The organism is Amycolatopsis sp. NPDC004772 (assembly GCF_053601215.1).
Window position 1 is genome coordinate 15,866 of sequence record NZ_JBSGBK010000051.1, and the last position, 24,189, is coordinate 40,054.

20 protein-coding genes are annotated in these 24,189 nt (G+C 72.5%); 12 read left to right on the forward strand and 8 right to left on the reverse strand.

The features are described 5' to 3' along the window. The first annotated feature begins 94 nt into the window (after positions 1-94). The 3 genes from ACWEF6_RS26915 to ACWEF6_RS26925 all read left to right on the forward strand — a co-directional run bounded on the left by ACWEF6_RS26915 (position 95) and on the right by ACWEF6_RS26925 (position 9,117). Positions 95-6,718 (forward strand): DUF885 domain-containing protein, encoded by a 6,624-nt coding sequence (locus ACWEF6_RS26915; protein WP_449685470.1) that lies wholly within the window; start codon positions 95-97, stop codon positions 6,716-6,718. A gap of 61 nt (positions 6,719-6,779) precedes the next feature. After that, on the forward strand, positions 6,780-7,994 hold the full coding sequence (gene fahA / locus ACWEF6_RS26920) for a fumarylacetoacetase (RefSeq protein ID WP_449685471.1): 1,215 nt from the start codon (positions 6,780-6,782) through the stop codon (positions 7,992-7,994). 82 nt (positions 7,995-8,076) lie between these two features. Next, positions 8,077-9,117 (forward strand): LLM class F420-dependent oxidoreductase, encoded by a 1,041-nt coding sequence (locus ACWEF6_RS26925; protein ID WP_449685472.1) that lies wholly within the window; start codon positions 8,077-8,079, stop codon positions 9,115-9,117. A 79-nt stretch (positions 9,118-9,196) separates the two neighbouring features. Here ACWEF6_RS26925 and ACWEF6_RS26930 read toward each other — a convergent pair whose 3' ends face one another. After that, entirely contained in the window at positions 9,197-9,805 is a 609-nt protein-coding gene (locus ACWEF6_RS26930; protein ID WP_449685473.1) for a class F sortase, read from the reverse strand. Between the two features lie 238 nt (positions 9,806-10,043). Between ACWEF6_RS26930 and ACWEF6_RS26935 the strand changes: the two genes are divergently transcribed. Continuing rightward, positions 10,044-10,982 (forward strand): Ppx/GppA phosphatase family protein, encoded by a 939-nt coding sequence (locus ACWEF6_RS26935; protein ID WP_449685474.1) that lies wholly within the window; start codon positions 10,044-10,046, stop codon positions 10,980-10,982. A gap of 42 nt (positions 10,983-11,024) precedes the next feature. Continuing rightward, the gene (locus tag ACWEF6_RS26940) at positions 11,025-11,207 is read left to right on the forward strand and encodes a hypothetical protein (protein WP_449685475.1); all 183 of its coding nucleotides are present in this window, start codon (positions 11,025-11,027) and stop codon (positions 11,205-11,207) included. On the opposite strand, the gene ACWEF6_RS26945 is transcribed toward ACWEF6_RS26940, so the two are convergent. From ACWEF6_RS26945 to ACWEF6_RS26955, 3 genes are read right to left on the reverse strand one after another with little or no spacing between them, the layout of a single operon-like run. After that, positions 11,188-13,587, reverse strand: a complete 2,400-nt coding sequence (locus tag ACWEF6_RS26945) for a glycoside hydrolase family 65 protein (protein ID WP_449685476.1) — start codon at positions 13,585-13,587, stop codon at positions 11,188-11,190. The genes ACWEF6_RS26940 and ACWEF6_RS26945 overlap by 20 nt on opposite strands. Continuing rightward, complete coding sequence (locus ACWEF6_RS26950) at positions 13,584-14,315, reverse strand: HAD family hydrolase (RefSeq protein ID WP_449685477.1); 732 nt, start codon at positions 14,313-14,315, stop codon at positions 13,584-13,586. Before ACWEF6_RS26950 ends, ACWEF6_RS26945 begins: the two co-directional genes overlap by 4 nt. A 9-nt stretch (positions 14,316-14,324) precedes the next feature. Next, positions 14,325-14,684, reverse strand: coding sequence for an ArsR/SmtB family transcription factor (locus ACWEF6_RS26955; protein WP_449685478.1), 360 nt, complete (start codon positions 14,682-14,684; stop codon positions 14,325-14,327). Between the two features lie 118 nt (positions 14,685-14,802). On the opposite strand from ACWEF6_RS26955, the gene ACWEF6_RS26960 reads away from it, so the two are divergent. After that, positions 14,803-15,303 carry a PaaI family thioesterase gene (locus ACWEF6_RS26960; RefSeq protein ID WP_449677269.1) on the forward strand — a complete coding sequence of 167 codons (501 nt, stop codon included), beginning with the start codon at positions 14,803-14,805 and terminating at the stop codon, positions 15,301-15,303. On the opposite strand, the gene ACWEF6_RS26965 is transcribed toward ACWEF6_RS26960, so the two are convergent. Together ACWEF6_RS26965 and ACWEF6_RS26970 are read right to left on the reverse strand one after the other, a co-directional pair. Next, positions 15,300-15,623, reverse strand: a complete 324-nt coding sequence (locus ACWEF6_RS26965) for a nuclear transport factor 2 family protein (protein WP_449685479.1) — start codon at positions 15,621-15,623, stop codon at positions 15,300-15,302. The genes ACWEF6_RS26960 and ACWEF6_RS26965 overlap by 4 nt on opposite strands. A gap of 51 nt (positions 15,624-15,674) precedes the next feature. Further along, the gene (locus ACWEF6_RS26970) at positions 15,675-16,157 is read right to left on the reverse strand and encodes a MarR family winged helix-turn-helix transcriptional regulator (RefSeq protein WP_449685480.1); all 483 of its coding nucleotides are present in this window, start codon (positions 16,155-16,157) and stop codon (positions 15,675-15,677) included. Here ACWEF6_RS26970 and ACWEF6_RS26975 point away from each other — a divergent pair. Beyond that, positions 16,156-16,617, forward strand: coding sequence for a pyridoxamine 5'-phosphate oxidase family protein (locus ACWEF6_RS26975; protein ID WP_449685481.1), 462 nt, complete (start codon positions 16,156-16,158; stop codon positions 16,615-16,617). The genes ACWEF6_RS26970 and ACWEF6_RS26975 overlap by 2 nt on opposite strands. Here ACWEF6_RS26975 and ACWEF6_RS26980 read toward each other — a convergent pair. Beyond that, positions 16,614-17,813 (reverse strand): ROK family protein, encoded by a 1,200-nt coding sequence (locus ACWEF6_RS26980; protein WP_449685482.1) that lies wholly within the window; start codon positions 17,811-17,813, stop codon positions 16,614-16,616. The genes ACWEF6_RS26975 and ACWEF6_RS26980 overlap by 4 nt on opposite strands. 100 nt (positions 17,814-17,913) lie before the next feature. Between ACWEF6_RS26980 and ACWEF6_RS26985 the strand changes: the two genes are divergently transcribed. The 4 genes from ACWEF6_RS26985 to ACWEF6_RS27000 all read left to right on the forward strand — a co-directional run bounded on the left by ACWEF6_RS26985 (position 17,914) and on the right by ACWEF6_RS27000 (position 22,889). Next, a complete protein-coding gene (locus ACWEF6_RS26985) occupies positions 17,914-18,654 on the forward strand; it encodes a DUF427 domain-containing protein (protein ID WP_449685483.1) in 741 nt (246 codons plus the stop codon). A gap of 174 nt (positions 18,655-18,828) precedes the next feature. Further along, a complete protein-coding gene (locus ACWEF6_RS26990; RefSeq protein WP_449685484.1) occupies positions 18,829-21,063 on the forward strand; it encodes a molybdopterin cofactor-binding domain-containing protein in 2,235 nt (744 codons plus the stop codon). Positions 21,064-21,071: 8 nt separating this feature from the next. Next, positions 21,072-21,530 (forward strand): (2Fe-2S)-binding protein, encoded by a 459-nt coding sequence (locus tag ACWEF6_RS26995; RefSeq protein WP_003056009.1) that lies wholly within the window; start codon positions 21,072-21,074, stop codon positions 21,528-21,530. Positions 21,531-21,665: 135 nt separating this feature from the next. After that, the gene (locus tag ACWEF6_RS27000; protein ID WP_449685485.1) at positions 21,666-22,889 is read left to right on the forward strand and encodes a PucR family transcriptional regulator; all 1,224 of its coding nucleotides are present in this window, start codon (positions 21,666-21,668) and stop codon (positions 22,887-22,889) included. Here ACWEF6_RS27000 and ACWEF6_RS27005 read toward each other — a convergent pair. Beyond that, a complete protein-coding gene (locus tag ACWEF6_RS27005) occupies positions 22,886-23,164 on the reverse strand; it encodes a cyclic-phosphate processing receiver domain-containing protein (RefSeq protein WP_449685486.1) in 279 nt (92 codons plus the stop codon). The two genes, ACWEF6_RS27000 and ACWEF6_RS27005, sit on opposite strands and share 4 nt — an antisense overlap. Positions 23,165-23,281: 117 nt before the next feature. Here ACWEF6_RS27005 and ACWEF6_RS27010 point away from each other — a divergent pair, with 117 nt between their 5' ends. Continuing rightward, a complete protein-coding gene (locus ACWEF6_RS27010; protein WP_449685487.1) occupies positions 23,282-24,142 on the forward strand; it encodes an SDR family NAD(P)-dependent oxidoreductase in 861 nt (286 codons plus the stop codon). Positions 24,143-24,189 lie beyond the last annotated feature (47 nt).

The following is a 24,189-nucleotide window of genomic DNA, read 5'->3' on the forward strand; positions in this document are numbered from 1 at the left end:
GGCCGTCCGCCCCGGGCGAACGGCGCGGCGTTTCTGTCGGTGATCTCCGTTAGGGTCGGCCGAGAGCACATCAGCCGAAGCTGGGGGTCCTGCCATGACCGCGGTCACCGAACTCGCCGACGAGTTCGTCGAAGCGCTGTTCGCCGCCGATCCGCTGACGCCGGCCCTGCTGGGCATCCGCCCGGCGGAGCCCGGCCTGGCGGACCTGTCGGCCGGAGCCGAGCGCGCGTTCCGGGCCCGGCTGGTGGCGTTCCTCGAGCGGGCCCGCGCGCTGGAGCCGGACAACGCCGAGGACCGGGTCACCCGTGAAGTGCTGATCACCACGGCCGAGAACCGCATCGCCTCGATCGACAGCCGGCTCGTCGAATTCGCCGTCACCGACCTGTCCATCGGGCCCGCGGCGGGCCTGCTGATGGCCCTGCCGATGACGACGGTGACGGCGGGCGAGGCCGCGCAGGCCCAGCTCGGCCGGCTGGCCGCGATCCCGGAGTACCTGCGCCAGGCCGCGCGGCGGCACGCCGAGGGCATCGCCGATGGCCTGCTCCCGGTGGCCCACCTGGTCGACGCCGCGGTCGCGCACCTCGACCGCTACCTCGCCGACCCGGCCGCCGACCCGCTGCGCCGCCAGCCCGCCCCGGACGAGGAGTTCGAGCGGCGGCGGGAGGAGCTGCTCACCGACGTCGTCCGGCCCGCTTTCACCGAGTACCGCGAGTTCCTGATCGCCGAGGTCAAGCCGCACGGGCGCCCCGCGGAGCGGCCCGGCGTGTCGTGGCTGCCCGGCGGCGCGGAGACCTACACCGCTTTGGCGCGGATGCACACGACCACCGGGTTCACCCCGGAGGAGCTGCACCGGATCGGGCTCGACACCGTCGAGGCGCTCGCCGCCGAGTACCGCGAGCTGGGGCTGAAGGTGTTCGGCACCGACGACCTGGCCGCGATCTTCGAGCGCCTGCGCACCGACCCGGGGCTGCGCTGGCGCAGTGCGGACGAGCTGCTGGAGACCGCCCGCACGGCCGTCGCCCGGGCGACGGCGGAAGCGCCGAAGTGGTTCGGCCGGATCCCGGAGCAGCCGTGCACGGTCGAAGCGGTGCCGGCGGAGGTCGCGCCCGGCGCGCCCGCGGCGTACTACCTGCGCCCGGCCGGCGACGGCTCGCGCCCGGGCATCTACTTCGCGAACACCCACGAAGCCACCGAGCGGCTGCGGCACATGGCCGAAACGACGGCGTTCCACGAAGCCGTGCCGGGCCACCACTTCCAGCTCAGCATCGCGCAGGGGCTCACCGAGCTGCCGCTGCTGCGCCGCATCGGCATGTTCAACGCCTACGTCGAGGGCTGGGGGCTCTACAGCGAGCGCCTCGCCGAGGAAATGGGGCTCTACTCCGACGACGTCGCCCGGCTCGGCATGCTGGCCGGCGACTCGCTGCGGGCGGGCCGGCTGGTCGTCGACACCGGGCTGCACGCACTGGGGTGGAGCCGGCAGCAGGCGGTCGATTACCTGCTCGAGCACACGCCGGAGGCGCGCCCGGAGATCGAGTCCGAGGTCGACCGCTACATCGCCTGGCCCGGCCAGGCGCTCGGGTACCTGGTGGGGCGGCGGGAGATCCAGCACGCCCGGGCCCGCGCGTCGCAGCGGCTCGGCTCGCGGTTCGACGTCCGCGCGTTCCACGACCTCGTGCTGGCCGGCGGCCAGCTGCCGCTGTCGGTGCTCGCCACGGTCGTCGACGAGTGGGTGGCCGGGCACGGCGACACCGTCGACGGCCTGGCGAGCGAGCTCGTCGAGCTGTCCTTCGAGCAGGAGCCGCTGCACCCGTCGGTGCTCGGGCTGCCCGCCGGCCACGACCGGCTCGGCGACCAGACCCGGGCCGCGCAGGAGCGCTTCCGCGTCGCGTACCGGGCCCTCGCGGATCGTGCGCGGGCCCTGGCCATCAAGGGCCTGGCGCCGGAGGAGGCCGTCACTCGCGAGGTCGTGATCGCGGCCGCCGAGGTCGAGGCCGATCGGCTCGGCGCGCGGTCGGCCGATCTCGGCGTCAGCGACGGGCTGACCGCGCCCGCCCTCGGGCTGCTGATGTACCTGCCGTACTACGCGCTGGACGACGAGAAGAAGGCGCGCGGCTACCTGGCCCGGCTCGCCGCGATCGAGCCGTTCCTCGCCGACTTGGCCGAGCGGCAGCGCGAAAGCCTGGCCGAAGGCCTGGTGCCGCCGGCGTACCTGGCCCGCGTCGGCATCGAGTACATCGAACGCTACCTGGCGGCGGCGGACACCGACCCGCTGAAGGTGAGCACGACCGCGGCCGTCGAGGGCTTCGAAGCCGAGCGGGACAGGCTGCTCGCCGAGGTCGTCCACCCGGCTTACGCGCGCTACCGCGACTTCCTGCGTGACGAGGTCGAGCCGGTCGGGCGGCCGGAGACCGCGCCGGGCATCTCCCACGTGCCGGGCGGGGCCGAGCGATACGCGGCGCTGATCCGCGCGGAGACGACCACCGAGCGCACGGCGCAGGACCTGCACGAGACCGGGCTGGCGCTGATCGAGAAGCTCGCGGAGGAGTACCGCGAGCTGGGCGCGAAGGTGTTCGGCACCACGGAGCTCGGCGATATCTTCGAGCGCCTGCGCACCGATCCGGCGTTGCGCTGGCGCGACGGCGAGGAACTGCTGTCCGCGGCCCGCGACGCGATCGCCCGCGCCGAAGCCGTCGCCCCGCGGTGGTTCTCGCGCATCCCGGCCGAGAAGTGCGAGGTCGCCCCGGTGCCGGAGGCCGACGCGGCGAGCGGCACGATCGCCTACTACCTCCAGCCGTCGCTCGACGGCACGCGCCCGGGCACGTACTACGCGAACACGTACGAAGCCGAGAAGCGGCCGCGGTTCACCAGTGAGGCGATCGCCTTCCACGAAGCCGTTCCGGGCCACCACTTCCAGCTCAGCCTGGCGCAGGAACTGCGGGACCTGCCGCTGCTGCGGCGGATCGGCATGTTCAACGCCTACGCCGAAGGCTGGGGCCTCTACGCCGAGCGGCTCGCGGACGAGATGGGCCTGTACTCCGACGACGTGTCACGGCTGGGCATGCTGACGCAGGATTCGATGCGGGCGGGTCGGCTGGTCGTCGACACCGGGCTGCACGCGCTGGGCTGGAGCCGGCAGCAGGCCATCGACTTCCTGGTCGAGCACACGCCGATGGCGCGGCTGGAGATCGAAGCGGAGATCGACCGGTACGTCGGCTGGCCGGCGCAGGCACTGGGCTACATGGTCGGGCGGCTGGAGATCCAGCGGCTGCGGGCCGAGGCCGAGCGGGCGCTGGGCGAGCGGTTCGACATCCGCGGCTTCCACGAAGTCGTGCTGGGCCACGGCATGCTGCCGCTGTCCGCGCTGGCGAAGGTGGTCGGGGACTGGGTGGCCGGGCAGCTCGACACGCCCGGGAAGCTGGCCGATGAGCTGCTCGCGCTGGACTTCGAACGGCAGCCGCTGTACCCGTCGCTGTACGGCCTGCCCGGCGATCCCGGCCGGCTGCCCGATCCGAGCGCGGCGACCGAAGCCCGGCTCCGCGCGGGCTACGCGGCGATCGCCGCGCGGGCCGCGGCGCTCGGCACCGCAGGGTTGTCCGCCGAGGAGCGGGTCACCCGCGAAGTCGTGCTCTCCCAGGCGAAAGCGGCCATCGACGAGATGGACTCCGGCCGCGCCGACATCTCGGTCAGCGACGGGCTCGCCGCGCCCGCGCTGCAGTTGCTGCTCTACCTGCCGCAGACGGTGCTGGACGACGAGCCGAAGGTCCGCGGGTACCTGAGCCGGCTCGCCGGAATGGGGGACTACCTCGACGCGCTGATCGAGCGGCAGCGCGCGGCGGCCGGCGAAGGCCGGGTGCCGCCGGGCTTCCTGGTGGCCGTCGGCGTCGAGTACGTCGACCGCTACCTCGGCGCGCCGGGGAACGACCCGCTGCGGGTGACACCGGCGCACGCGCTCGAAGGCTTCGAGGCCGAACGCGATCGCCTGCTCGCCGAGGTCGTCCGGCCGGCCTACCGGCGGTACCGGGACTTCCTGGCCGACGAGCTCGCGCCGGTGGCCCGGCCCGAGACGTCGCCGGGCATCGGCGCCCTGCCGGGTGGTCAGGAGCGGTACGCCGCGCTGATCCGCGTCGAAACGACGACCGAGCGCACGGCGCAGGACCTGCACGACACCGGGCTCGCCCTGATCGGGAAGCTGGCGGGGGAGTACCGCGAGCTGGGCGGGAAGCTGTTCGGCACCACGGACCTCGCGGAGATCTTCGACCGGATCCGGACCGACCCGGCGCTGCGCTGGCGGGACGGCGAGGAGCTGCTGGCCGGGGCCCGGGCCGCCATCACCCGCGCGGAAACCGTGGCGGGGCAATGGTTCTCGCGGGTGCCGGAGCAGCAGTGCCGGGTGGCGCCGGTACCGGAGGCGGACGCGGCGAGCGGCACCATCGCGTACTACCTCCAGCCGTCGCTCGACGGGACGCGCCCGGGCACGTATTACGCGAACACGTTCGAGGCGGAGAAGCGGCCGCGGTTCACCAGTGAGGCGATCGCGTTCCACGAAGCCGTTCCGGGGCACCACTTCCAGCTCAGCCTGGCCCAGGAGCTCACCGAGCTGCCATTGCTGCGCCGGATCCTGCACGTCAACGCCTACGCCGAAGGCTGGGGCCTCTACGCCGAGCGCCTGGCCGACGAGATGGGCCTGTACTCCGACGATGTCTCCCGGCTGGGCATGCTGACGCAGGATTCGATGCGCGCGGGCCGGCTGGTCGTCGACACCGGCCTGCACGCGCTCGGGTGGAGCCGGCAGCAGGCGGTCGACTACCTCGCCGAGCACACGCCGATGGCGCGGCTGGAGATCGAGGCGGAGATCGACCGGTACACCGCCGACCCGGCCCAGGCGCTGGGCTACATGGTGGGGCGGCTGGAGATCCAGCGGCTGCGGGCCGAGGCCGAGCAGGCGCTGGGGGCGGCGTTCGACGTCCGCGAGTTCCACGAGGTCGTGCTGGGCAGCGGCACCCTGCCGCTGCCGGTGCTGTCCGGCGTGGTCGCCGAGTGGGTGGCGCGGCGCCGTGACACGCCCGAGAAGCTCGCGGACGAGTGCCTGGCGCTGATGTTCGAGGCGCAGCCGCTGCTCCCGTCGGTGTACGGCCTGCCGGGCACGCACGACAAGCTCGCCGACCAGACCGCCGAAGCCGCCGCCCGGTTCCGCGCCGGGCTCGCCGGCGTCATCGCGCGCGCCGAGGCGCTCGACGCGGCGGTGCTGACACCGGCCGAGCGCGTCACCCGGGACGTCGTGATCTGGCAGGCCCGCACGCGGATCGACGTGCTCGATTCCGGCCGGGCGGACATCGCGGTGAGCGACGGGCTGGACGCACCGGCCCTCAGCCTGCTCACGGACCTGCCGCAGACGATCCTCGACGACGACGGCAAGGCCCGCGGCTACCTGAGCCGGCTCGCCGCCATCGGCACGTACCTGGACCAGGTGATCGAGCGGCAGCGTGCGGCGCTCGCCGAGGGGCTGGCACCGCCGGAGTTCCTGGCGCGCATCGGCGTCGGCTACGTCGAGCGGTACCTCGCCGATCCGGAGAACGACCCGCTGAAGGTGCCGGTCCGGGGCCTCGAAGCCGAGCGTGACCGGGTGCTGGCCGAGGTGGTGCGCCCGGCCTACCGGCGGTACCGGGACTTCCTGGCCGACGAGGTCGTCCCGGTGGCCCGGCCCGAGACGTCGCCGGGCCTCGGTGACCTGCCGGGCGGGCCGGAGCGCTACGCGGCGCTGATCCGGGCCGAGACGACGACCGGGCGCACGCCGCAGGACCTGCACGACACAGGCTTGGCGATCATCGAGCGGCTGGCGGGGGAGTACCGCGAGCTGGGCGCCGAGCTGTTCGGCACGAGCGAGCTCGCGGAGGTCTTCGACCGCATCCGCACCGACCCGGCCCTGCGCTGGCGGGACGGCGACGAGCTGCTGGAGTCCGCCCGCGCGACGATCACGCGCGCGGAAGCCGTGGCCCCACAATGGTTCTCACGGGTTCCGGAGCAGAAGTGCCAGGTGGCGCCGGTACCGGACGCGGAGGCCGAAAGCGGCTCGATCGCCTACTACATCGAGCCGTCCCTGGACGGTTCCCGGCCGGGCACGTACTACGCGAACACGCGCGACGCGGACCAGCGGCAGCGGACGCTGAGCGAGTCCGTCGCCTTCCACGAGGCGGTGCCGGGGCACCACTTCCAGCTGACGCTCGCCCAGCAGCTGACCGATGTCCCGCTGCTGCGCCGGATCGGCATGTTCAACGCCTTCGCCGAGGGCTGGGGCCTCTACGCCGAGCGCCTCGCGGACGAAATGGGGCTGTACTCCGACAGCACGGCCCGGCTCGGCCTGCTGACGCAGGATTCGATGCGCGCGGCCCGGCTGGTCGTGGACACGGGCCTGCACGCGCTGGGCTGGAGCCGGCAGCAGGCGGTCGACTTCATGGTCGACCATACGCCGATGGCCCGGATCGAGATCGAGGCCGAGGTCGACCGGTACGCGGGCCTCCCGGGGCAGGCGCTCAGCTACATGGTGGGCCGCCTGGAGATCGAGCGGCTGCGCGCCGAAGCCGAGCAGGCGCTGGGCGCGGCTTTCGACATCCGGGAGTTCCACGACACGGTGCTGGGCAGCGGCACCCTGCCGTTGCCGGTCCTGGCGGACGTCGTGGCGGAGTGGGTGGCAAGGCGAGCGGCAAAGGACGCCCAGTGACATCAGCACCGCGGCCGAGACGAGAGCTGAACTCGGCGGCACAAGCCGCCCCTGACGAGGAGTGAACGTGACCTGGCTCGAGCTTGCCGAAGACCACCCCTTCGGCCTGCACAACCTGCCCTACGGCGTCTTCTCCGTCGGCGGGGCGCCCGAGCGGCGGGTCGGCGTGCCCGTCGGCGACCAGGTGCTCGACCTGACCGCCGCGGCCGCCGAAACGGCCGCCGCCTTCGCGCTGCTGCTCACCGCCGGCGTCCTCAACCCGCTGCTGGCCGCCGGGCCCGCCACCTGGCGCGAGGTCCGTGAGCACCTCACCGAATGGCTCACCGAGCCCCGCTACGCCGACCAGCTGCGGCCGCACCTCCACCCGCTGGCCGTGGTCACCACCCACCTCGCCTTCGACGTCGCCGACTACGTCGACTTCTACTCCAGCGAGCACCACGCCCTCAACGCCGGCAAGATCTTCCGCCCGGACGCCACCGAGCTCCCACCCAACTGGAAGCACCTGCCGATCGGCTACCACGGCCGGGCCGGCACCGTCGTCGCGTCGGGGACGCCGGTCGTCCGGCCGCACGGGCAGCGCAAGCCCCGCAACGCCGATGCCCCCTCGTTCGGCCCGTCGCAGCGGCTGGACATCGAGGCGGAGGTCGGGTTCGTCGTCGGCACCCCGTCCGTCCCGGGCACCCGGGTGTCCACAGCGGACTTCGCGGACCACGTCTTCGGCGTCTGCCTCGTCAACGACTGGTCGGCGCGCGACATCCAGGCCTGGGAGTACCAGCCGCTGGGCCCGTTCCTCGGCAAGTCGTTCGCGACGTCGGTGTCGCCGTGGATCGTCCCGCTGGCCGCGCTGGAGCACGCGCGCGTCGACGGCCCGCCGCAGGACCCGGAGCCGTTCGACTACCTCCGGACCGACGAGAAGTGGGGGCTGGACCTGGCCCTGGAGATCCGGCTCAACGGCCACCTGGTGTCGAGCCCGCCGTTCGCGACCCAGTACTGGACGGCCCCGCAGCAGTTGGCGCACATGACGGTCAACGGCGCGAGCCTGCGCACCGGCGACCTCTACGCCTCCGGCACGGTGACCGGCCCCGGACGCGACCAGCGCGGTTCGTTCCTGGAACTGTCCTGGGGCGGCCGGGAACCCCTGGAGCTGCCCGGCGGCGTGACGAGGACGTTCCTCGAAGACGGCGACGAGGTGGTGATCAGCGCGACCGCCCCCGGCCCGGGCGGCACGCGCGTCGGCTTCGGGGACGTGCGGGGGACGGTCGTCGCGGGTGGATAGTGGCGGTACCCACATCGGAAGGAGCCGGGCAGCGCGCATAATGACGAGCGACTAAGCGCTCGCTCACCGCGGAAGGACGCCCATGAGGATCGGGACCGGGATCAGCTACTCCGGAGGCTTCGCCGAAAGCGTCGCCGACATCGTCGAACTGGAGAAGGCCGGCCTCGACGTCGTCTTCGTGCCGGAGGCCTACTCCTTCGACGCGGTCAGCCAGCTCGGGTACCTGGCCGCGAAGACCGAGCGCGTCCAGCTGGCGTCCGGCATCTTCCAGATCTACACCCGCACGCCGACCCTGACCGCGATGACCGCGGCCGGTCTCGACTTCGTCTCCGACGGGCGGTTCATCCTCGGGCTCGGGGCGTCCGGCCCGCAGGTCATCGAGGGCTTCCACGGCGTGAAGTACGACGCGCCGCTGGGCCGCACCCGCGAGATCGTCGACGTCTGCCGCCAGGTGTGGCGCCGCGAGCGCGTGGTCCACGAGGGCAAGCACTACACGATCCCGCTGCCGCCGGAGCAGGGCACCGGGCTCGGCAAGCCGCTCAAGCTGATCAACCACCCGGTGCGCGAGCGCATCCCGGTGCTGCTGGCCTCGATCGGGCCGAAGAACGTCGCGCTGACCGCCGAGATCGCCGAGGGCTGGCAGCCGATCTTCTTCCACCCGGAGAAGGCGGCCGACGTCTGGGGTGCGTCCCTGGCCGAAGGCCAGGCCCAGCGCGACGCGGCCCTGGGCGAGCTGGACACGTTCGTGACGGTGGCCCTGGCCATCGGCGACGACGTCGAGCCGCTCCTCGACCACGTGCGGCCGATGCTGGCCCTCTACATCGGCGGCATGGGCGCGCGCGGCAAGAACTTCTACAACGACCTGGCCTGCCGCTACGGCTACGAGGCCGAGGCGAAGCTGATCCAGGACCTGTACCTGGACGGCAAGAAGGAAGAAGCGGCGGCGGCCGTCCCGCTGGAACTGCTGCGCGCGATCTCCCTGGTCGGCCCGGCGGGCTACGTGAAGGAGCGCGTGGCGGCCTTCGCCGAGGCGGGCGCGACGACGCTGATCGTCAGCCCGCTGCAGCCGGGTCGCGAGGCCCGGGTGGCGGCGGTGTCGCAGCTGCGCGAGCTGATCGGCTGAGCCGCCGCCCCCTCGCCGCAGTGCCGCGAATGACTCGTTCGGGACCGCCGACGTCCCGGATGAGTCATTCGCGACGCGCTCAGACGGGAGTCGCGTACACCGCAACCCGCGTGCCGGCGAACCCGGCGCCGTCGTACGTCCCATCGCTGGTGATCAGCCGCAGCTCCGGCCCGGTTCCCTCCGGCGCCACCAGCGCGCTGTCCGGCTCACTCGCCGGGAACACCGACGTCTGCCGCACCGCGAACCGCGTCTCCTGGCCTCTGGTGTCGCGCACCGTGATCACCGCTTTCGGCAGGAGCTTGCCCAAGCGGGCGAACGCTCCCGCCGCGTACCCGAAGTTCGCGTGCGCCGACAGCACCGCCACCCCGGGCGCGCCCGGCACCGGCCCGTCGGCGAACCAGCCCACCCCCGCAGCGGTTCCCGGCTGCTCCCGGCGGCCGTCCACATGACCGAGCGGGACCACGTGCTCCAGCGTGAGGCCCAGTGCCGGGATCAGTACCGCCATCGGCGGCGCCGCGGCCACCGAAGGCCGGTCCGCGGCCGGGGCGATCGCGGGCTCCGGGGCGAGCACCGACGTCACCCCGAGCAGGACGCAGCCGAGGCCCGCAACGACCGCGAGCACGACGGCGGCCGGCCGCACGAGCTCGGCTCGCCGCTCGGGCCGTTGCATCTCTTTCCCCTGCTCCACGCCGGTTCCGATGTCCGATTAATCGCCGTGCGCACACTGGCGTTACCGAATCGTGTCCAGTGGCACCCTAGTTCACTCGATCGGGTTATCTCACTGTGACCTTCGCGTCAGAAACGCACCTCCGGAGGGCCTCAATCCCGGAAATGTCCGGCAAAGCGCCGTGAGATCGGACATCATTGCTGGTTTCAAACCGTCGAACCGGGGATATTCACCAGGCGGAAGTGAGGTGCGCCGAGCTGTGCGAAAAAGAGAAGAGCCCGCGGTGGGCGTGCTGGACGTCGGCTCGTTCAGCGCCCGGCTCGTGGTGGTGCCGGTGTCCGGCTCACCCCGTGAGCCGCTGGTCAACCACCAGACGCGGCTGCGTCTGGATCGCGAGCTCGACGTCCGCGGCCGCCTGTCCGACCGGGGCATCGAGGCCGTCACGGCCGCCGTCGCGGCGGGCATGACCACGGCGTACCGCCACGGCGTCCGCGACGTCTACCCGCTGGCCACCTCCTCGATCCGGGACGCGGCCAACGCGGCGGACGTCGTCCGGCACGTCGCCGGCGAGACCGGGGTCGAGCTGCGCTTCCTCTCCGGCCGTTGCGAAGCCGAGCTGACCTACCTCGCCGCCCGCCGCTGGTACGAGGCCTCCGGGCCGATGCTCGTGCTCGACATCGGCGGCGGCACGGTCGAACTGGCCGCCGGCTCCGGCGAGAAGGCCACCTTCGCGCGCTCGCTGCCGCTGGGTGCCCGCTCGATGACCCGGGACTGGCTGCCGTCGGAGCGCGTCTCGAACAAGCAGGTCAAGGCCCTGCGCGCGCACGCTCTGGACGTCGTCACCACCACCCTGGGCGCCGCCGACGTCGACGATCCGCGGGTCATCGGCTGCTCGAAGGTGCTCCAGCAGCTCGCGCGGCTGGCCGGCGCCCGCCCCGGCAAGTGCAAGGAACTGCGCCTCGACGACCTCCGCGCGTGGATCCCGCGGCTGGCCGCGCTGCCGCCGTCGAAGCGCGCCGAACTGCCGGGCATCTCGCGCAGCCGCGCCCACCAGGCCCTGGCCGGCGCGATCGTCGCGGAAGCCCTGCTGACGGTCGCCGGCGGCAAGGTGACGATCTGCCCGTGGTCGACCCGCGACGGCCTGCTGCTCACCCTGCAGGACAAGGCGCGGGCCGCGGCGGCCGAGCGCGCGGCCTGAATCAGCTGGCCGTCACCGGGAAAACCGGGTATCCCGGAAAGCATGAGCGAGCAGCAGCGCCTCCACGGCCGCGACGACGAAGACGAAGAGCTCCCGAAGCTCCCGACCCCCGGCAAGCTGACGCACGACGTGCCGACGGCCCCGGACCCGGACGTGAGCCCGGGTGGGACCGAGGAAGTCCCGGCCCCACCCGGACGCGAGGCCGCTAGCGACCTTCCTCAGTGATCGGGTTGGACGGTTCCGCGTACTGACGCACCGATTCCGAGTCACGCCGCATCGGCGCACGCCCCGGTGGCTGCTTCGGCGGCGTGCCGGCGTCGATCTTCGGGATCGCGTACTGCCGCGGCTCCGCCGTGACGGTGATGCGCTCGCCGTGGTGCAGCACTTCCAGCGGCGCACCGGCGACGACGTGGTAGGTGGCCTGGTCGGGATCGATCTCGACCTGGAACCGGGTGCCGCGGAACATCAGGCGGAAGGTGATCCGCCCGAGCTGCGGGGGCAGCCGCGGCGCGAAGGCCAGCGTCCCGCCGTGGTCCCGCAGGCCGCCGAACCCGGCCACCGCGCCCTGCCACGCCCCGGCCAGCGACGCCATGTGCAGGCCGTTGCGCACGTTGTTGTGGACGTCGTGCAGGTCGGTCAGCGCGGCTTCGGCGAGGTAGTCGTAGGCCAGTTCCAGATGCCCCACCTCGGCGGCCACCACCGCCTGTGTCCCCGCCGACAGCGACGAGTCGCGCACGGTCCTCGCCTCGTAGTAGGCGAAGTCGCGCGCCTTCTCCTCCGGGCTGAACGAGTCGCCGCACAGGTGCAGCGCGAGCACCAGGTCCGCCTGCTTGACGACCTGCTTGCGGTAGAGGTCGAAGTACGGGTAGTGCAGCAGCAGCGGGTAGTGCGCCTGGTCGGTGCCCTCGTAGTCCCACTCGTCGTGGTCGAGGAACCCCTCCGACTGCGGGTGCACGCCGAGTTCTTCGTCGTAGGGCAGGAACATCGCCGCCGCGGCCGCGCGCCAGGAGTCCAGCTCGACGGTGTCGACGCCGAACCGCGCCGCCACTTCGGGGTGCCGCTCGCACGACTCCGCCGCCGCCTGCAGGTTCCGGCGCGCCATGAGGTTCGTGTAGACGTTGTTGTCCGCCACCGCCGAGTACTCGTCCGGCCCGGTGACGCCGTCGATGCGGAAGGTGCCGTGCCGGTCGTGGTGCCCGAGCGATGCCCACAGCCGCGCGGTTTCCAGTAGCAACTCGGTGCCGTAGTCGCGCTCGAACTCCTCGTCGCCGGTCGCGTTGAGGTAGCGCAGGACGGCGTCGGCGATGTCCGCGCTGACGTGGAACGCCGCCGTGCCCGCCGGCCAGTACGCCGAGCACTCGGCGCCGTTGATCGACCGCCACGGGAACGCCGCGCCGCGCAACCCCAGCTGGTGCGCGCGTTCCCGCGCTTTGTCCATTGTGGAGTGCCGCCAGCGGAGGGCGTCGCGCGCCGCGTCCGGGATGGTGTAGGTGAGCACCGGCAGGACGAAGGACTCGGTGTCCCAGAAGGCGTGCCCGTCGTAGCCGGGCCCGGTCAGCCCCTTGCCGGCGATCGCGCGGCTTTCCCCGCGGGCCCCGGCCTGCAGGATGTGGAACAAGGCGAACCGGACGGCCTGCTGGAGTTCGGGATCGCCTTCGATCTCGATGTCCGAGGTGGTCCAGTAGTCGTCGAGGAACTCGCGCTGCTCGGTGAGCAGGCCCTTCCAGCCGGTCTGACGGGCGCCGGCCAGCGCCGCCTCGACCTGCGAGCGCAGCGCCGGCACCGAGCGCTGCGCGGACCAGCCGTAGGCGAGGAACTTGGTGATCCGCAGCCGGCCGCCCTTCGGCACGTCGACGGCGACGGTCAGCCGCGCGAGGTCCTCCTCGGAGTGGATGCGGGCGCGGATCCCGTCGTCCACTTCGATCTTGTGGTCCATCGCCGCGGCCATCCGCAGCCCGGACCGGCGGGTCTGGTGCACCAGCACGGCGTTGTAGTCCGACGCGCGGTGGAACTCGCCGACCAGCGGCGAGTTCAGCGCGGCGGCCACCCGCGGGTCGCTGGTGTCGGACTCGATCGGCTCGTTGGCCAGCAGGTCGGACTGGACGACCAGCTGCAGGTCCTCGTCGAGCGGCTCGACCTCGTACCGGATCGCGGCGATCGCGCGCTGGGTGAACGACACGAGCCGCTCGGTGCGCACGCGCACGCGCCGCCCGGTCGGCGACGACCACTCGGTGGTCCGGCTCAGCGTGCCCTTGCGGAAGTCGAGCACCCGGTCGTGCGCGGTGGCCGCGCCGTAGCGCATGTCCAGCGGCTCGTCCTCGACGAGCAGCCGGATGATCTTGCCGTCGGTCACGTTGACGACGGTCTGGCCCTCTTCGGGGTAGCCGTAGCCGGCCTCGGCGTAGGGGAGTTCGTGCTGCTCGTAGAAGCCGTTGAGGTAAGTGCCGGGCAGGCCGCGCGGCTCGGCCTCCTCGAGGGTGCCGCGCAGGCCGATGTGGCCGTTGGACACCGCGAACGCCGATTCGGTGCGCTGCAGGGCGTCGACGTCCATGCCGCGCCAGCGCAGGGCCCACGGCGAGCATTCGTAGCCGTGCGGTTCGGTCATCGGTCCTCCAGCAGGTCGGCGAGGTCGTCGACGACGATGTCGGCCCCGTGGGCCTTCAGTGCGGCGGCCTGGTCGGCCCGGTTCACGCCCACGACGTACCCGAAGCCGCCGGCCTTCCCGGCCTGGACGCCGGACTGGGCGTCCTCGAAGACGGCCGCGTGCGCGGGCTCGACGCCGAGCGCCGCGGCGCCGGCCAGGAACGAGTCGGGCGCGGGCTTGCCCTTCAGGTGGCGTTCGCGGATGACGATGCCGTCGATGCGCGCCTCGACGTACTTGCTGAGGTCGGCGCCGTCGAGCACCTTGGCGCCGTTGGCCGACGACGTCACCACGGCGATCCGCAGCCCGGCGGCTTTCGCGGCTTCGAGGTAGCGCACCGAACCCGGGTACGGGTTCACCCCGCGTTCGTCGATGATCTTGAGGACCAGTTCGTTCTTGCGGTTGCCGACGCCGTTGACGGTCGGGGCGTCCACCGGGTCGTCCGGTTCGCCCTCGGGCAACGCGATCCCGCGCGACCGCAGGAATTCGCGCACGCCGTCGGCGCGGGGGCGGCCGTCCACAAAGGCCGCGTAGTCGTGGTCGGTGAACTCGCTGAACCCGGCGCCGTCACGGGCGCGGAGGAATTCGTCGAACGTCCGCTTCCAGGCCTCGCGGTGGAGGATCGCCGTGCCGGTCAGCACTCCGTCGAGGTCGAACAGGCAGGCGGTGATGGTCTCGGGCAATCCCGTCATGCCCGCACGCTACCGGTGTTCGCCGTCGTCCGCGGGGTGCGGGCGCACTCGGTGGATGAGTTCGTGGACCGTGGCGTCCGCCAGGCGGTACCGCACCACCCGGCCGGTGCGTTGGGGCGTGACCAGCCCGTGCGCCCGGAGCAGCCGCAGGGCCTGCGACACCGCGGTGTCCGTCATACCGGTGGCCGCGGCTAGGTCGGTGACGCTGATCTCGCGGGCGTAGTGGATGGAGACCAGCAGCGCCAGGCGCGAGGGATCGGCGACCACGGAGAAGCGCCGCGCCCACTCTTCGATGACGGCGCGGTCGCCGAGGCCGTCGACCGCCGCCGCGACGCGTTCCGGGTCGATCAGCTTGCGGTCGGTGTCCACCCCCGGATGATTCCACCCGCGCCGCGGCCGGACCACCGGTGGCCTGGGTCACGCCGCGCTTGACGCTCGCCGCCCCGCGGGCGAGTCTTAAGACAGTTGTCATAGTCGAGGAGCCCGCATGACCGACGTCGAAGCCCCGGTCCGTTCGAAGACCATCACCTGGCAGGACCCCCTGGAGACCGCTCGGCTCGGCGCCACGATGTCCGGCCTGGAGTACATGCGGGCGATCGCCGAGGGCCGCGTCCCGCCGGCGCCGATCGCCGCGCACTTCGGCCTGCGCTGGGAAAGCGTCGAACCGGGCGAGGTCGTCGCGGTCGCCGAACCGGACGAGTCGCTGTACAACCCGATCGGCATGGTCCACGGCGGCGTGGCGGCGACGATGCTGGACTCGGTGGTCGGCTGCGCGGTCCACACGACCCTGCCGGCCGGCGTCGGCTACGCGTCGGTGGAGCTGAAGGTGAACTACCTGCGCGCGATCCACGCGGGCCGCGGGGAGATCCGCGCGACGGGCCGCGTCGTGAAGGAGGGTTCGCGGATCGCCTTCGCCGAGGGGGAGATCCGCGACGCCGAGGGCAAGCTGCTGGCCACGGCGTCGGGGACCTGCGTCATCACGCGCTAGATCGGCTGTTTGACGTCCCAGTGCTCGACGAGCAAGCCGTCCTCGACGCGCAGGATGTCGACGACCGCCATCCCGCCCACGTGCAGGTGGGCGACGACGAGGTCGTCCTCCGCGACGACGTGCTTGATCTCCGCGCTCGCGCCCGCCAGCGGCGAATTCTTCACGGCGTCGGTGAACGCCTCGCGGCCGGAGGGCAGGTCGGGGCTGTGGGTGACGAAGTCGGGGTGCAGCGCGGCCTTCGCGGCATCGAAGTCCTTGTGCACGAACAGGTTCTCCAGGCAGTCGACGACGATCATGCGGTTCTTCGCGGATTCGCTCATGTCCTTGATGGTCGGCCGTCCGGGCGGCGGCGTCGATTACGCCGGAGGTCATCAGCGCGGCGGGCGGACCCGCCGGGCACGGATCGCGTCGCCGCCGCCGTACCGGCCGATGACCGCGGCCAGGAGCCTCTGCGCCTCTTCGACCTGCTTCGCGCCGTACTCCGCCTCGATCTCCTCCTGAAGTTCCCGTCGCAGCACCCGCGTCGCTTCGACGGCGGCCAGCGCGTGCGCGGTCAGGTGCAGCAGCTTCGTGCGCGCGTCGGCCGGATCGGGGTCGCGGCGCAGCAGCCCACGGCGTTCGAGATCCGCCACGGCTTTCGACGCTGCCTGCTGGGTGACGCCCATCCGCTCGGCCAGCGCGGTGATGGACAGCGGGGCGGCGAGGACGTGCTGGATCACGACGCCGTCGTTGAAGCGCAGGTCGCCGAAGCCCCGGGTCGCGAGCCGCCGCTGGACCTCGTCCGTCATCGCCCAGCCCGCGAAGAGGGCCGTCAGTGACAGGTCGAGGCTCTCGGCGGTAGGATGCACAACCATGGTTGTGGAATCTAGCAGAGTGCCGGCGGAGCTGGCGGAAGCGTTCGTGCGCGTGGCGCACCGGATCGTCTGGTGCACCCTGGTGACGGTCGACCGGCGGGGGAGACCGCGCTCCCGGGTCGTCCACCCGATCTGGGAACCCACTCCGCACGGCCTGGTCGGCCGGCTGTTCACCCGGCCGACCCCGTTGAAGCTCGCGCACCTGGCGGCGTCGCCGTACGTATCGTGCTCGTACTGGGACCCGCAACACGAGGTGGCGGTCGCGGAATGCCGGGCGGAGTTCGAGGACGACGAAGAGACGCGCAAGTCCCTGTGGGACCTGTTCGCGGCCACGCCGGAGCCCCTGGGCTACGACCCGAAGATCCTCGGCGGCGAGGACCACCGCGACCCCAAGATCACGGTCCTGCGCCTGACCCCGTGGCGGCTGTCGGCGGGCGGCGAAGCCTGGCGCGCGGCTTAGGCGGCACCCACCCGGCGGTCGAAGACCAGGCCTTCGGCCGCCCGCAGGCCGACGCTGATCGCCCCGGTCAGCACCGCGTCCTCGCCCAGCTCGCCCTGGACCACCTTCGGCACCAGCGGCGTGAACGCGTGCAGCGCCCGGTCGATCGGCTCCAGCAGCAGGTCCGCCGCCGTGCCCATGCCGCCGCCGAGGACGATCAGTTCCGGGTCGATCACCGCCGCCACCGAGGCCACCGTGTACGCGAGGCGGTCGGCTTCCGCCGCCAGGGCCTGCCGGGCCAGCTCGTCGCCTTCGCGGGCCAGGCGGAACACCTCGCGGGCCGATTTCGCCGTGCCCAGGCCGAGTTCCCGGGCGCCCTGCACGACCGACTGGGCCGCCGTCGCCTCTTCGAGGTGGCCGCGGGCCGGCGGCGTGCCGGGCTCGTCGGCCGCGCGCGTGCGGCCGTACGGGAGGTAGCCGATCTCGCCCGCCGCGCCGGTCGCGCCGCGGAACACTCGGCCGTCGACCATCAGGCCCATGCCGACGCCGGTGCCGATCGTGATGCAGCCGAACACCGACGCCCCGCGCGCGGCTCCGCTTTCCCACTCGCCGACCGCGGTGAGGTTCGCGTCGTTCTCCACCATCAGGTCCGGGCCCAGCGCCGCTTCGAGGTCGTCGATCAGGCCCGCGCGGCCCCAGCCCGGCAGGTTCGGCGCGTGCCGGAAGCACCGCTTCTCCGGATCGGCGACACCGGGGGAGCCGACCACGCGGACAACGATGTCGCCGGCCGAAAGACCGGCCTCCGCGACCGCCGCGGCCGCGATCTTCCCGACCGCGGTCACCAGCGCCGCCCCGGACCGCGCGGTGTTGCGCTCGTCCCGGCGCGCCACCAGCGTGCGGCCGAGGTCCGACACCGCGACCCGCAGGTGCTCGCGGCCGATGTCGACGCCCAGCACGTACCCCGCGGTGGGGTCGGCTTCGTACAGCACGGCCGAGCGCCCGGTGCCGGTGGACGTCTGCCCGGTCGGGCGCGCCAGCCCGGCGGCTTCCAGGGCCAGCAGCGCCTGGCTGACCGTCGGCTTCGACAGCCCGGTGTCCTTCGCGACCTGCGGCCGGGTCGCCGGCCCGCCGCGGCGCAGCAGGTCGAGCACCGCCCGCTGGTTGATCTTGCGCATCCCGGCGGGGGTACCGACCGTGGGGATCTCTACGCCGGCCACCCGTGCCCGCCTCCTGTCGTCCTCGTGCTGCCTGCCACGCTAGCCGTCCTCGCGCCGAGCGCGCCGGAATACCCGCGATTCGCGGCCCGTTGAGCGGAGCATGAGCACTCCGGGACGCGGCCGGGTCCGCGTGGCACAGGGCGCGAAGAGGGTGCGGGTGTTCCTCGGCGGGCAGGTCGTCGCGGACACGGTGCACCCCCTCCTGGTGTGGGAAGTTCCGTACTACCCCACGTACTACATCCCGCGCGCGGACGTCGTGAGCGGCGTTCTCACCCCCTCCGGCCGGACGGCGCACTCGCCGAGCCGCGGAGAAGCTGTTCTGTCGACGATAAAGGGTGCCGCGGCCGAGGCGGTGGACGGCGCGCTGGAGTACCCGGATTCCCCGATCGAAGAGCTCCGCGGCCACATCCGCTTCGAGTTCGGCGCCTTCGACTGGTTCGAAGAGGACGAGCGGATCTTCACGCACCCGCGCGACCCGGGCGTCCGCGTCGACATCCTCCCGAGCTCCCGCCACGTCCGCATCGAGGTCGACGGCGTGGCGGTGGCGGACTCGGTGCGGCCGCACCTGCTGTTCGAGACGGGCCTGCCGACCCGCTACTACCTGCCCCGCGTGGACGTCCGGATGGACCTGCTGTCGAAGACCGACGTGGTGACGCACTGCCCGTACAAGGGCGCCGCCGAGCACTTCGACGTGGCCGGGCACGAGGACCTCGCGTGGAGCTACCCCACGCCGCTGCCGGAGAGCATCCGGGCCGCGGGACTGGTGGCGTTCCTCGACGAGAAGGTGGACGTCTACGTGGACGGTGTGCGACAGGACCGGCCGAAGACGAAGTTCGCCTGACCTCGTACAGCGGCGCCCGCTCCGCCATCCGGCGCTGTGGCGGCGCACACATTCGGCGGCTTCCACTGTCATCTCGTCACAGAGATGGGCGAACTCGGCTACTCCGCGTTGACGTCGTGTCAAGGGGTCCTTAGCGTGGCGCGCACCCCGCCACCACCCAGCAAGGGATCCCCGATGGCCAGTCCCACCACCGAACAGCCGGAGCCCGGGCAGGTCGGCCGCCGCCGCTTCCTGACCTACCTGGTCGCCGCGCCCACGCTCACCGTCGCCACCAAGCTCACCGCCGACGCGGTGGCGCCCGCCCGCGCCGAGGCCGTCGTCCCGACCCTGCCGCAGCCGGCGGAGATCCTCGACCTCGGCGACGTCCTGACGCTGTCGTGCGCGCCGACCGCCGGGATGCTCGTGCTCGAGCTGACCGCCGACGGCCGGGCGCGGCTGCAGCTGCCGCGCGCGGAGGTCGGCCAGGGCATCACGACGGCGACCGCGATGCTCGTCGCCGAAGAGCTGGACCTGCCGCTCGACCGCGTCGACGTCGTGCTCTCCGACGCCCGCACCGAATTGCTGTTCAACCAGCTCACCGGCGGGTCCAACACGATGCGCTCGCTCTACGACCCGGTCCGCGCCACCGCGGCGACCGCCCGCGCCCGGATGGTCGCGGCGGCCGGGGCGCAGTGGGGGACCGACGCGTCGCGACTGTCCACACGCGACGGTGCGGTGTGGGCGCCCGACGGTCGCAGCGCCTCCTACGGCGTCCTCGCCGGGCCCGCGTCCCGCTCGGGCCTGAGCGTCGGGGCGATCCGGCCGAAGGCCGAGTCGGCGCACACGCTCGTCGGGACGCCGACCTCGCGCAAGGACGCCCGCGCGATGGTCACCGGAAAGCAGGTCTACACGCTCGACCTCGACGTCCCCGGCGCGAACCCGGTGATGGTGCGCCGGCCGCCGACCATCAACGGCACCGTGAAGAAGGTGAACAACGAGGCCGCCGTCCGCGCCATGCCCGGGATCATCGACATCGCCGTCGTCCCGACCGGGGTCGCGGTGATGGCCGAGACCTTCGGCCAGGCGCTCGACGGCAAGAACGCCCTCGACGTCACCTGGGGCCCGGGCACGGTCGACGGCGAGGACAACGAGACGATCAAGAAGAAGCTGCGGGCCGCCGCACTGCCGTTCGTGGTGCCGCCGCTGCTGACCCAGTACGTCGACGGCGAGTTCGACTTCGCCTTCGCCAGCCACGCGCCGATGGAGTCGAACTCCGCAGTCGCCGACGTCCGGGAGGACAGCGCGACCATCTGGGCCGGGCTCAAGTCGCCGATCGTGGCGAAGCAGACCATCGCGCAGGAACTGGGCCTGCCGGAGAACAAGGTCACCGTGCACGTCCAGCAGGGCGGCGGGTCGTTCGGGCGGCGGCTGTTCTTCGACGCGGCGCTGGAAGCCGCGCACATCTCGAAGGCGATGAAGAAGCCCGTCCGGCTGATGTGGAGCCGGATCGACGACATGCGCCACGGCCGGGCGCGCGCGGCGAGCTACCACCGGATCCGCGCGACCTTCGCGCTCGGGCAGGTGCTGACGTTCGAACACCGCGTCGCGAGCGTCGAAACCGACTGGAGCCACGGCCTCGGCGAGATCCTGACGGCGTTCGCGGCGAAGCTGCCCGTCGGCGGCAACCTGAGCTTCGCGCAGACGGTGTTCCTGCTGACCGTCAAGTCGCCGTACAACTTCGGCGTCACCACGCAGCTGCTCAACGAGGTCCCGCTGAAGTTCCACACCTCGGCGTGGCGGTCGGTCTACTCGGCGAACACCCGCGGCGCCGAAGAGATCATGGTCGACGAGATCGCCGCGAAGCTCGGCAAGGACCCGGTGGCCTTCCGCCGCGAGTTCATCAAGGAGCCGCGGCAGCGCGCGGTGCTCGACAAGGTCGCCGAGCTCGGCGAGTGGGGCAAGAAGATGCCGGCCGGGTTCGCGCAGGGGATCGCGGTGCACGGCGAGTACAAGTCCTACACCGCCTGCCTGGTCGAGCTGGACGCGCGCGACCCGAAGCACCCGCGCGTCACGAAGGCGATCATCGCCGTCGACGTCGGCAAGCCGGTGAACCCGCGCGGCATCCAGGCACAGATGCTCGGCGGCCTGACCGACGCGATCTCCACGACGCTCACCGCGGGCCTGCACATCGACCAGGGGCTGCCGCTGGAGGGCAGCTACTCGCAGTTCCACTACGCGCGGCAGAAGAACTCGCCGACGGACGTCCAGGTGCACGTCATGCCCGCGACCGGGGACATCGGCGGCGCGGGCGAGCTGGGCCTGCCGGCGCCGGTCGGCGCGATCGCCAACGCCTACGCCCGGGCGACCGGGATCAAGCCCCGCAGCTTCCCGATCACCTTCCCGGTCGACTTCGACCCGTTCCCGCGCTGAGGAGAACCATGCCGAACTACACCTTCGTGGTGAACGGGAAGACCGTCACCGTCGACGCGCCCGCCGACCTGCCGATGCTGTGGGCGCTGCGCGACAAGCTCAAGGTCCGCGGGCCGAAGTACGGCTGCGGCATCAACGTCTGCAAAGCCTGCACCAGCCACCTCGACGGCGAGGCGTTCAACCCCTGCGTCACGCCGGTGTCGGAGTGCGCCGGGCGCGAGGTCACCACGATCGAGGGCTTGGCCGACGGCGACGAGCTGCACCCGGTCCAGGAGGCCTGGCTGGAGCAGGACGTCGCCCAGTGCGGGTACTGCCAGCCGGGCCAGATCATGGCGGCGGTCGCGCTGCTGAAGAAGACGAAGAACCCGACGGACGCCGACATCGACGCCATCCAGAACGTCTGCCGCTGTGGCACCTACTTCCGGATCCGGGAGGCGATCAAGAGCGCGGCCGCCAAGATGGCCTGACGCGGATGCGGAGGTTCCACAAAAGAACTTCCGCATCCGCGGTTCTTGTAGCAAGTTCACCCGAACGTGGTGGCCCCGGTGGGGTTGGATGTCGGTCTCGGACCTCGACGGAGAGGCCGGGGACCGGAGGCCACCATGCACTACCAGGCGCTTCTGTCCGACGGGCTCGCCCCGCGCGTCGCCGTCCTCGCCACCGAGGTCGAGCGGAAGCTGCCGGAACTCGTCGAGAGCACCGTCCGGCAGATCCGCGCCGAAATGCCGGTCTACGCCGACGCCCGGTTCGTCACGCACGCCGAACTGCGGAACTCGGTGCGCGCCAACCTCGAGCACGTGATGCGCACGCTGCGCGGCTCGGACGTGCCCGACCTGTCCCAGGCCCGCGCGACCGGCCGGGCCCGGGCCCTGCAGGGCGCGCCGCTGCCGGAACTGCTGCGCGCCTACCGGATCGGGCTGACCGAGGTCTGGCACCGGTTCGTCGAGCTGACCGCCGGCGCGCAAGACCTCGCCGGCCTGGTCGCGGCGACCACGGTGATCTGGGCGCTCATCGACGACCTGGCCGAAGCCCTCACCACGGCCTACCGCGACACGACGGCGGAAGTCATGGTGGCGCACCAGAACCGGCGTTCGGCGCTGGTGGAGGCCCTGTTCGCGGGCGGCGCGGCGACCGAGGGCACGCTCTGGGACATCGCCCGCGTGCTCGACCTGTCCCTGGACGGCACGTTCGTCGTCGTCGCGGCGGAAACCCCGCGGCTGGGCCACGAACCGCTCCCGCAGATCGAGGCCCGGTTGCGCGCGGCCCAGCACGCCTCGGCGTGGCGGCTCACCCCGGACCTGCAGGTGGGGGTGGTGTCCCTGCGCGACCCCGCCGCGGCTTCGGCGATCGTGGCGCTGGTCCGCGAGCACCCGGTGGGCCGTGTCGGGATGAGCCCGGTGTTCACCGGCCTCGGCAACACGGCCCGCGCGCTGCACCTGGCCCGGGTGGCGCTGTCGAGCATGACGCCGGGGACGCCGGGGCTGGTCCAGTTCACCGAGTCGCCGCTGGCCGGTCTGGTGGCGAGCGCCCCGGAGGCGTCGGTCCAGCTGGCCCACCACGTCCTCCAGCCGGTGCTGGACCTGCCGGGCGACGACCGCAACGTGCTCCTGTTGACGCTGCGCGCGTGGTTCGACTGCCAGGGGTCGACGAAGCTGACGTCGGAGCGGATGTTCTGCCACCCCAACACGATCCGCCACCGCCTGAAGAGGATCACGGAGGAGCTGGGGAGGTCGCTGACGAACCCGGCGGACATCGCCGAGCTGGGCGCGGCGCTGCGGGCGTTGAACCTCTTCCCGGACGCGACCCACCTGCCGGCCCCGCGTTAGCGCACCCCGGGCCCGTACCGCCGAGCCATCCCGGTGAGCCACTCGCGGCCGACCGGGTTCGCGGTGTGGACGCGCACTTCCGCCGGCCAGCGGCCGTGCTCGCACAGCCAGAGGACGACCGGGCGGGTCGTGTCGTCACCGCCGAGATCGTGGTCCAGCGAGATGGCGGCGAACTCGCCGGCCGCGAGCAGCGCGATCGCCTCCGTGCTCGACTTCGCCCAGGTCCAGCCGTCCGGGGCCGGGCGCAGGTCGTCCACCCAGAGTCGCTCGGTCACCTAGTCAACCTAACGGCTGCGGCCGGGTGAGCGGCGTCACGCGCGCCCGTTGTCACGGGTGTCGGGCCTGCGGTGTCTCGTGGTCGATCGGATACCTTCAGCAGAACGGAAACCGCCATGAGCAAGGTCTGGTTCGTCACGGGGTCGTCGCGCGGCTTGGGCCGCCGGTTCGTCGAAGCCGCCCTCGGCCGAGGCGACCGGGTGGCCGCCACGGCACGGTCCACCGCAAGCTTCGGCGAGCTCGTCGCCACCTACGGTGACGCGGTGCTGCCGCTGGCGATGGACGTCACCGACAAGGCCGCCGTCTTCGAGACCGTGAAGCGCGCCGCTGAGCACTTCGGGCGGCTGGACGTCGTCGTGAACAACGCCGGCTACGCGCAGATCGGCGCCATCGAAGAACTGACCGAGCAGGAGCTGCGCGCGCAGCTGGAGACCAACGTCTTCGGCTCGCTGTGGGTCATCCAGGCCGCCCTGCCGGCGCTGCGCGAACAGGGAGCCGGCCACTTCATCCAGCTGTCGTCGGCGGCAGGGCTGATCGCGATGCCGCTCGGCGGGGCGTACCAGGCGTCCCGGTGGGCGATCGAAGCGCTGAACGAAACCCTGGCCCGGGAGGTCGCCGACTTCGGCGTCAAGGTCACGATCATCGAGCCGGGCGGCTACGCCACCCGCGACGGCAAGAACCCGGACCCCCTCGCCAACGGCCACGTCGCCGAGACCAGCCCGGTCTACGACGGACTCCGCAGCCGGCTCGCCGAGGTGGCGGGCAAGCAGCCGGCGGGCGACCCGGCGGCGGCGGCCCAGGCCCTGCTCAAGATCGTCGACGCGGCCAACCCGCCCCTGCGAGTGCTCTTCGGCCAGGGCTTCCACCCGATGATCCGCCAGGCGTACGCGGACCGGCTCGCGACCTGGGACGAGTGGCAGCACCTGTCGGCGGAGGCCCAGGGCGCTCCCGCCGGGATTGTCGGTGGTCACCGGTAGCGTGGAAACCGGGGGCGCCCCGCGGGCCGGCCGTCGAAGGAAGCTCG

What these genes read in the sequence shown, in the direction of transcription:
- ACWEF6_RS26915 (WP_449685470.1), top strand. Translation starts at nt 95, where the DNA reads ATGACCGCGGTCACCGAACTCGCCGACGAGTTCGTCGAAGCGCTGTTC.
- ACWEF6_RS26925 (WP_449685472.1), top strand. Translation starts at nt 8,077, where the DNA reads ATGAGGATCGGGACCGGGATCAGCTACTCCGGAGGCTTCGCCGAAAGC.
- ACWEF6_RS26940 (WP_449685475.1), top strand. Translation starts at nt 11,025, where the DNA reads ATGAGCGAGCAGCAGCGCCTCCACGGCCGCGACGACGAAGACGAAGAG.
- ACWEF6_RS26945 (WP_449685476.1), bottom strand. Translation starts at nt 13,587, where the DNA reads ATGACCGAACCGCACGGCTACGAATGCTCGCCGTGGGCCCTGCGCTGG.
- ACWEF6_RS26950 (WP_449685477.1), bottom strand. Translation starts at nt 14,315, where the DNA reads ATGACGGGATTGCCCGAGACCATCACCGCCTGCCTGTTCGACCTCGAC.
- ACWEF6_RS26960 (WP_449677269.1), top strand. Translation starts at nt 14,803, where the DNA reads ATGACCGACGTCGAAGCCCCGGTCCGTTCGAAGACCATCACCTGGCAG.
- ACWEF6_RS26965 (WP_449685479.1), bottom strand. Translation starts at nt 15,623, where the DNA reads ATGAGCGAATCCGCGAAGAACCGCATGATCGTCGTCGACTGCCTGGAG.
- ACWEF6_RS26975 (WP_449685481.1), top strand. Translation starts at nt 16,156, where the DNA reads ATGGTTGTGGAATCTAGCAGAGTGCCGGCGGAGCTGGCGGAAGCGTTC.
- ACWEF6_RS26970 (WP_449685480.1), bottom strand. Translation starts at nt 16,157, where the DNA reads ATGGTTGTGCATCCTACCGCCGAGAGCCTCGACCTGTCACTGACGGCC.
- ACWEF6_RS26985 (WP_449685483.1), top strand. Translation starts at nt 17,914, where the DNA reads ATGAGCACTCCGGGACGCGGCCGGGTCCGCGTGGCACAGGGCGCGAAG.
- ACWEF6_RS26990 (WP_449685484.1), top strand. Translation starts at nt 18,829, where the DNA reads ATGGCCAGTCCCACCACCGAACAGCCGGAGCCCGGGCAGGTCGGCCGC.
- ACWEF6_RS26995 (WP_003056009.1), top strand. Translation starts at nt 21,072, where the DNA reads ATGCCGAACTACACCTTCGTGGTGAACGGGAAGACCGTCACCGTCGAC.
- ACWEF6_RS27000 (WP_449685485.1), top strand. Translation starts at nt 21,666, where the DNA reads ATGCACTACCAGGCGCTTCTGTCCGACGGGCTCGCCCCGCGCGTCGCC.
- ACWEF6_RS27010 (WP_449685487.1), top strand. Translation starts at nt 23,282, where the DNA reads ATGAGCAAGGTCTGGTTCGTCACGGGGTCGTCGCGCGGCTTGGGCCGC.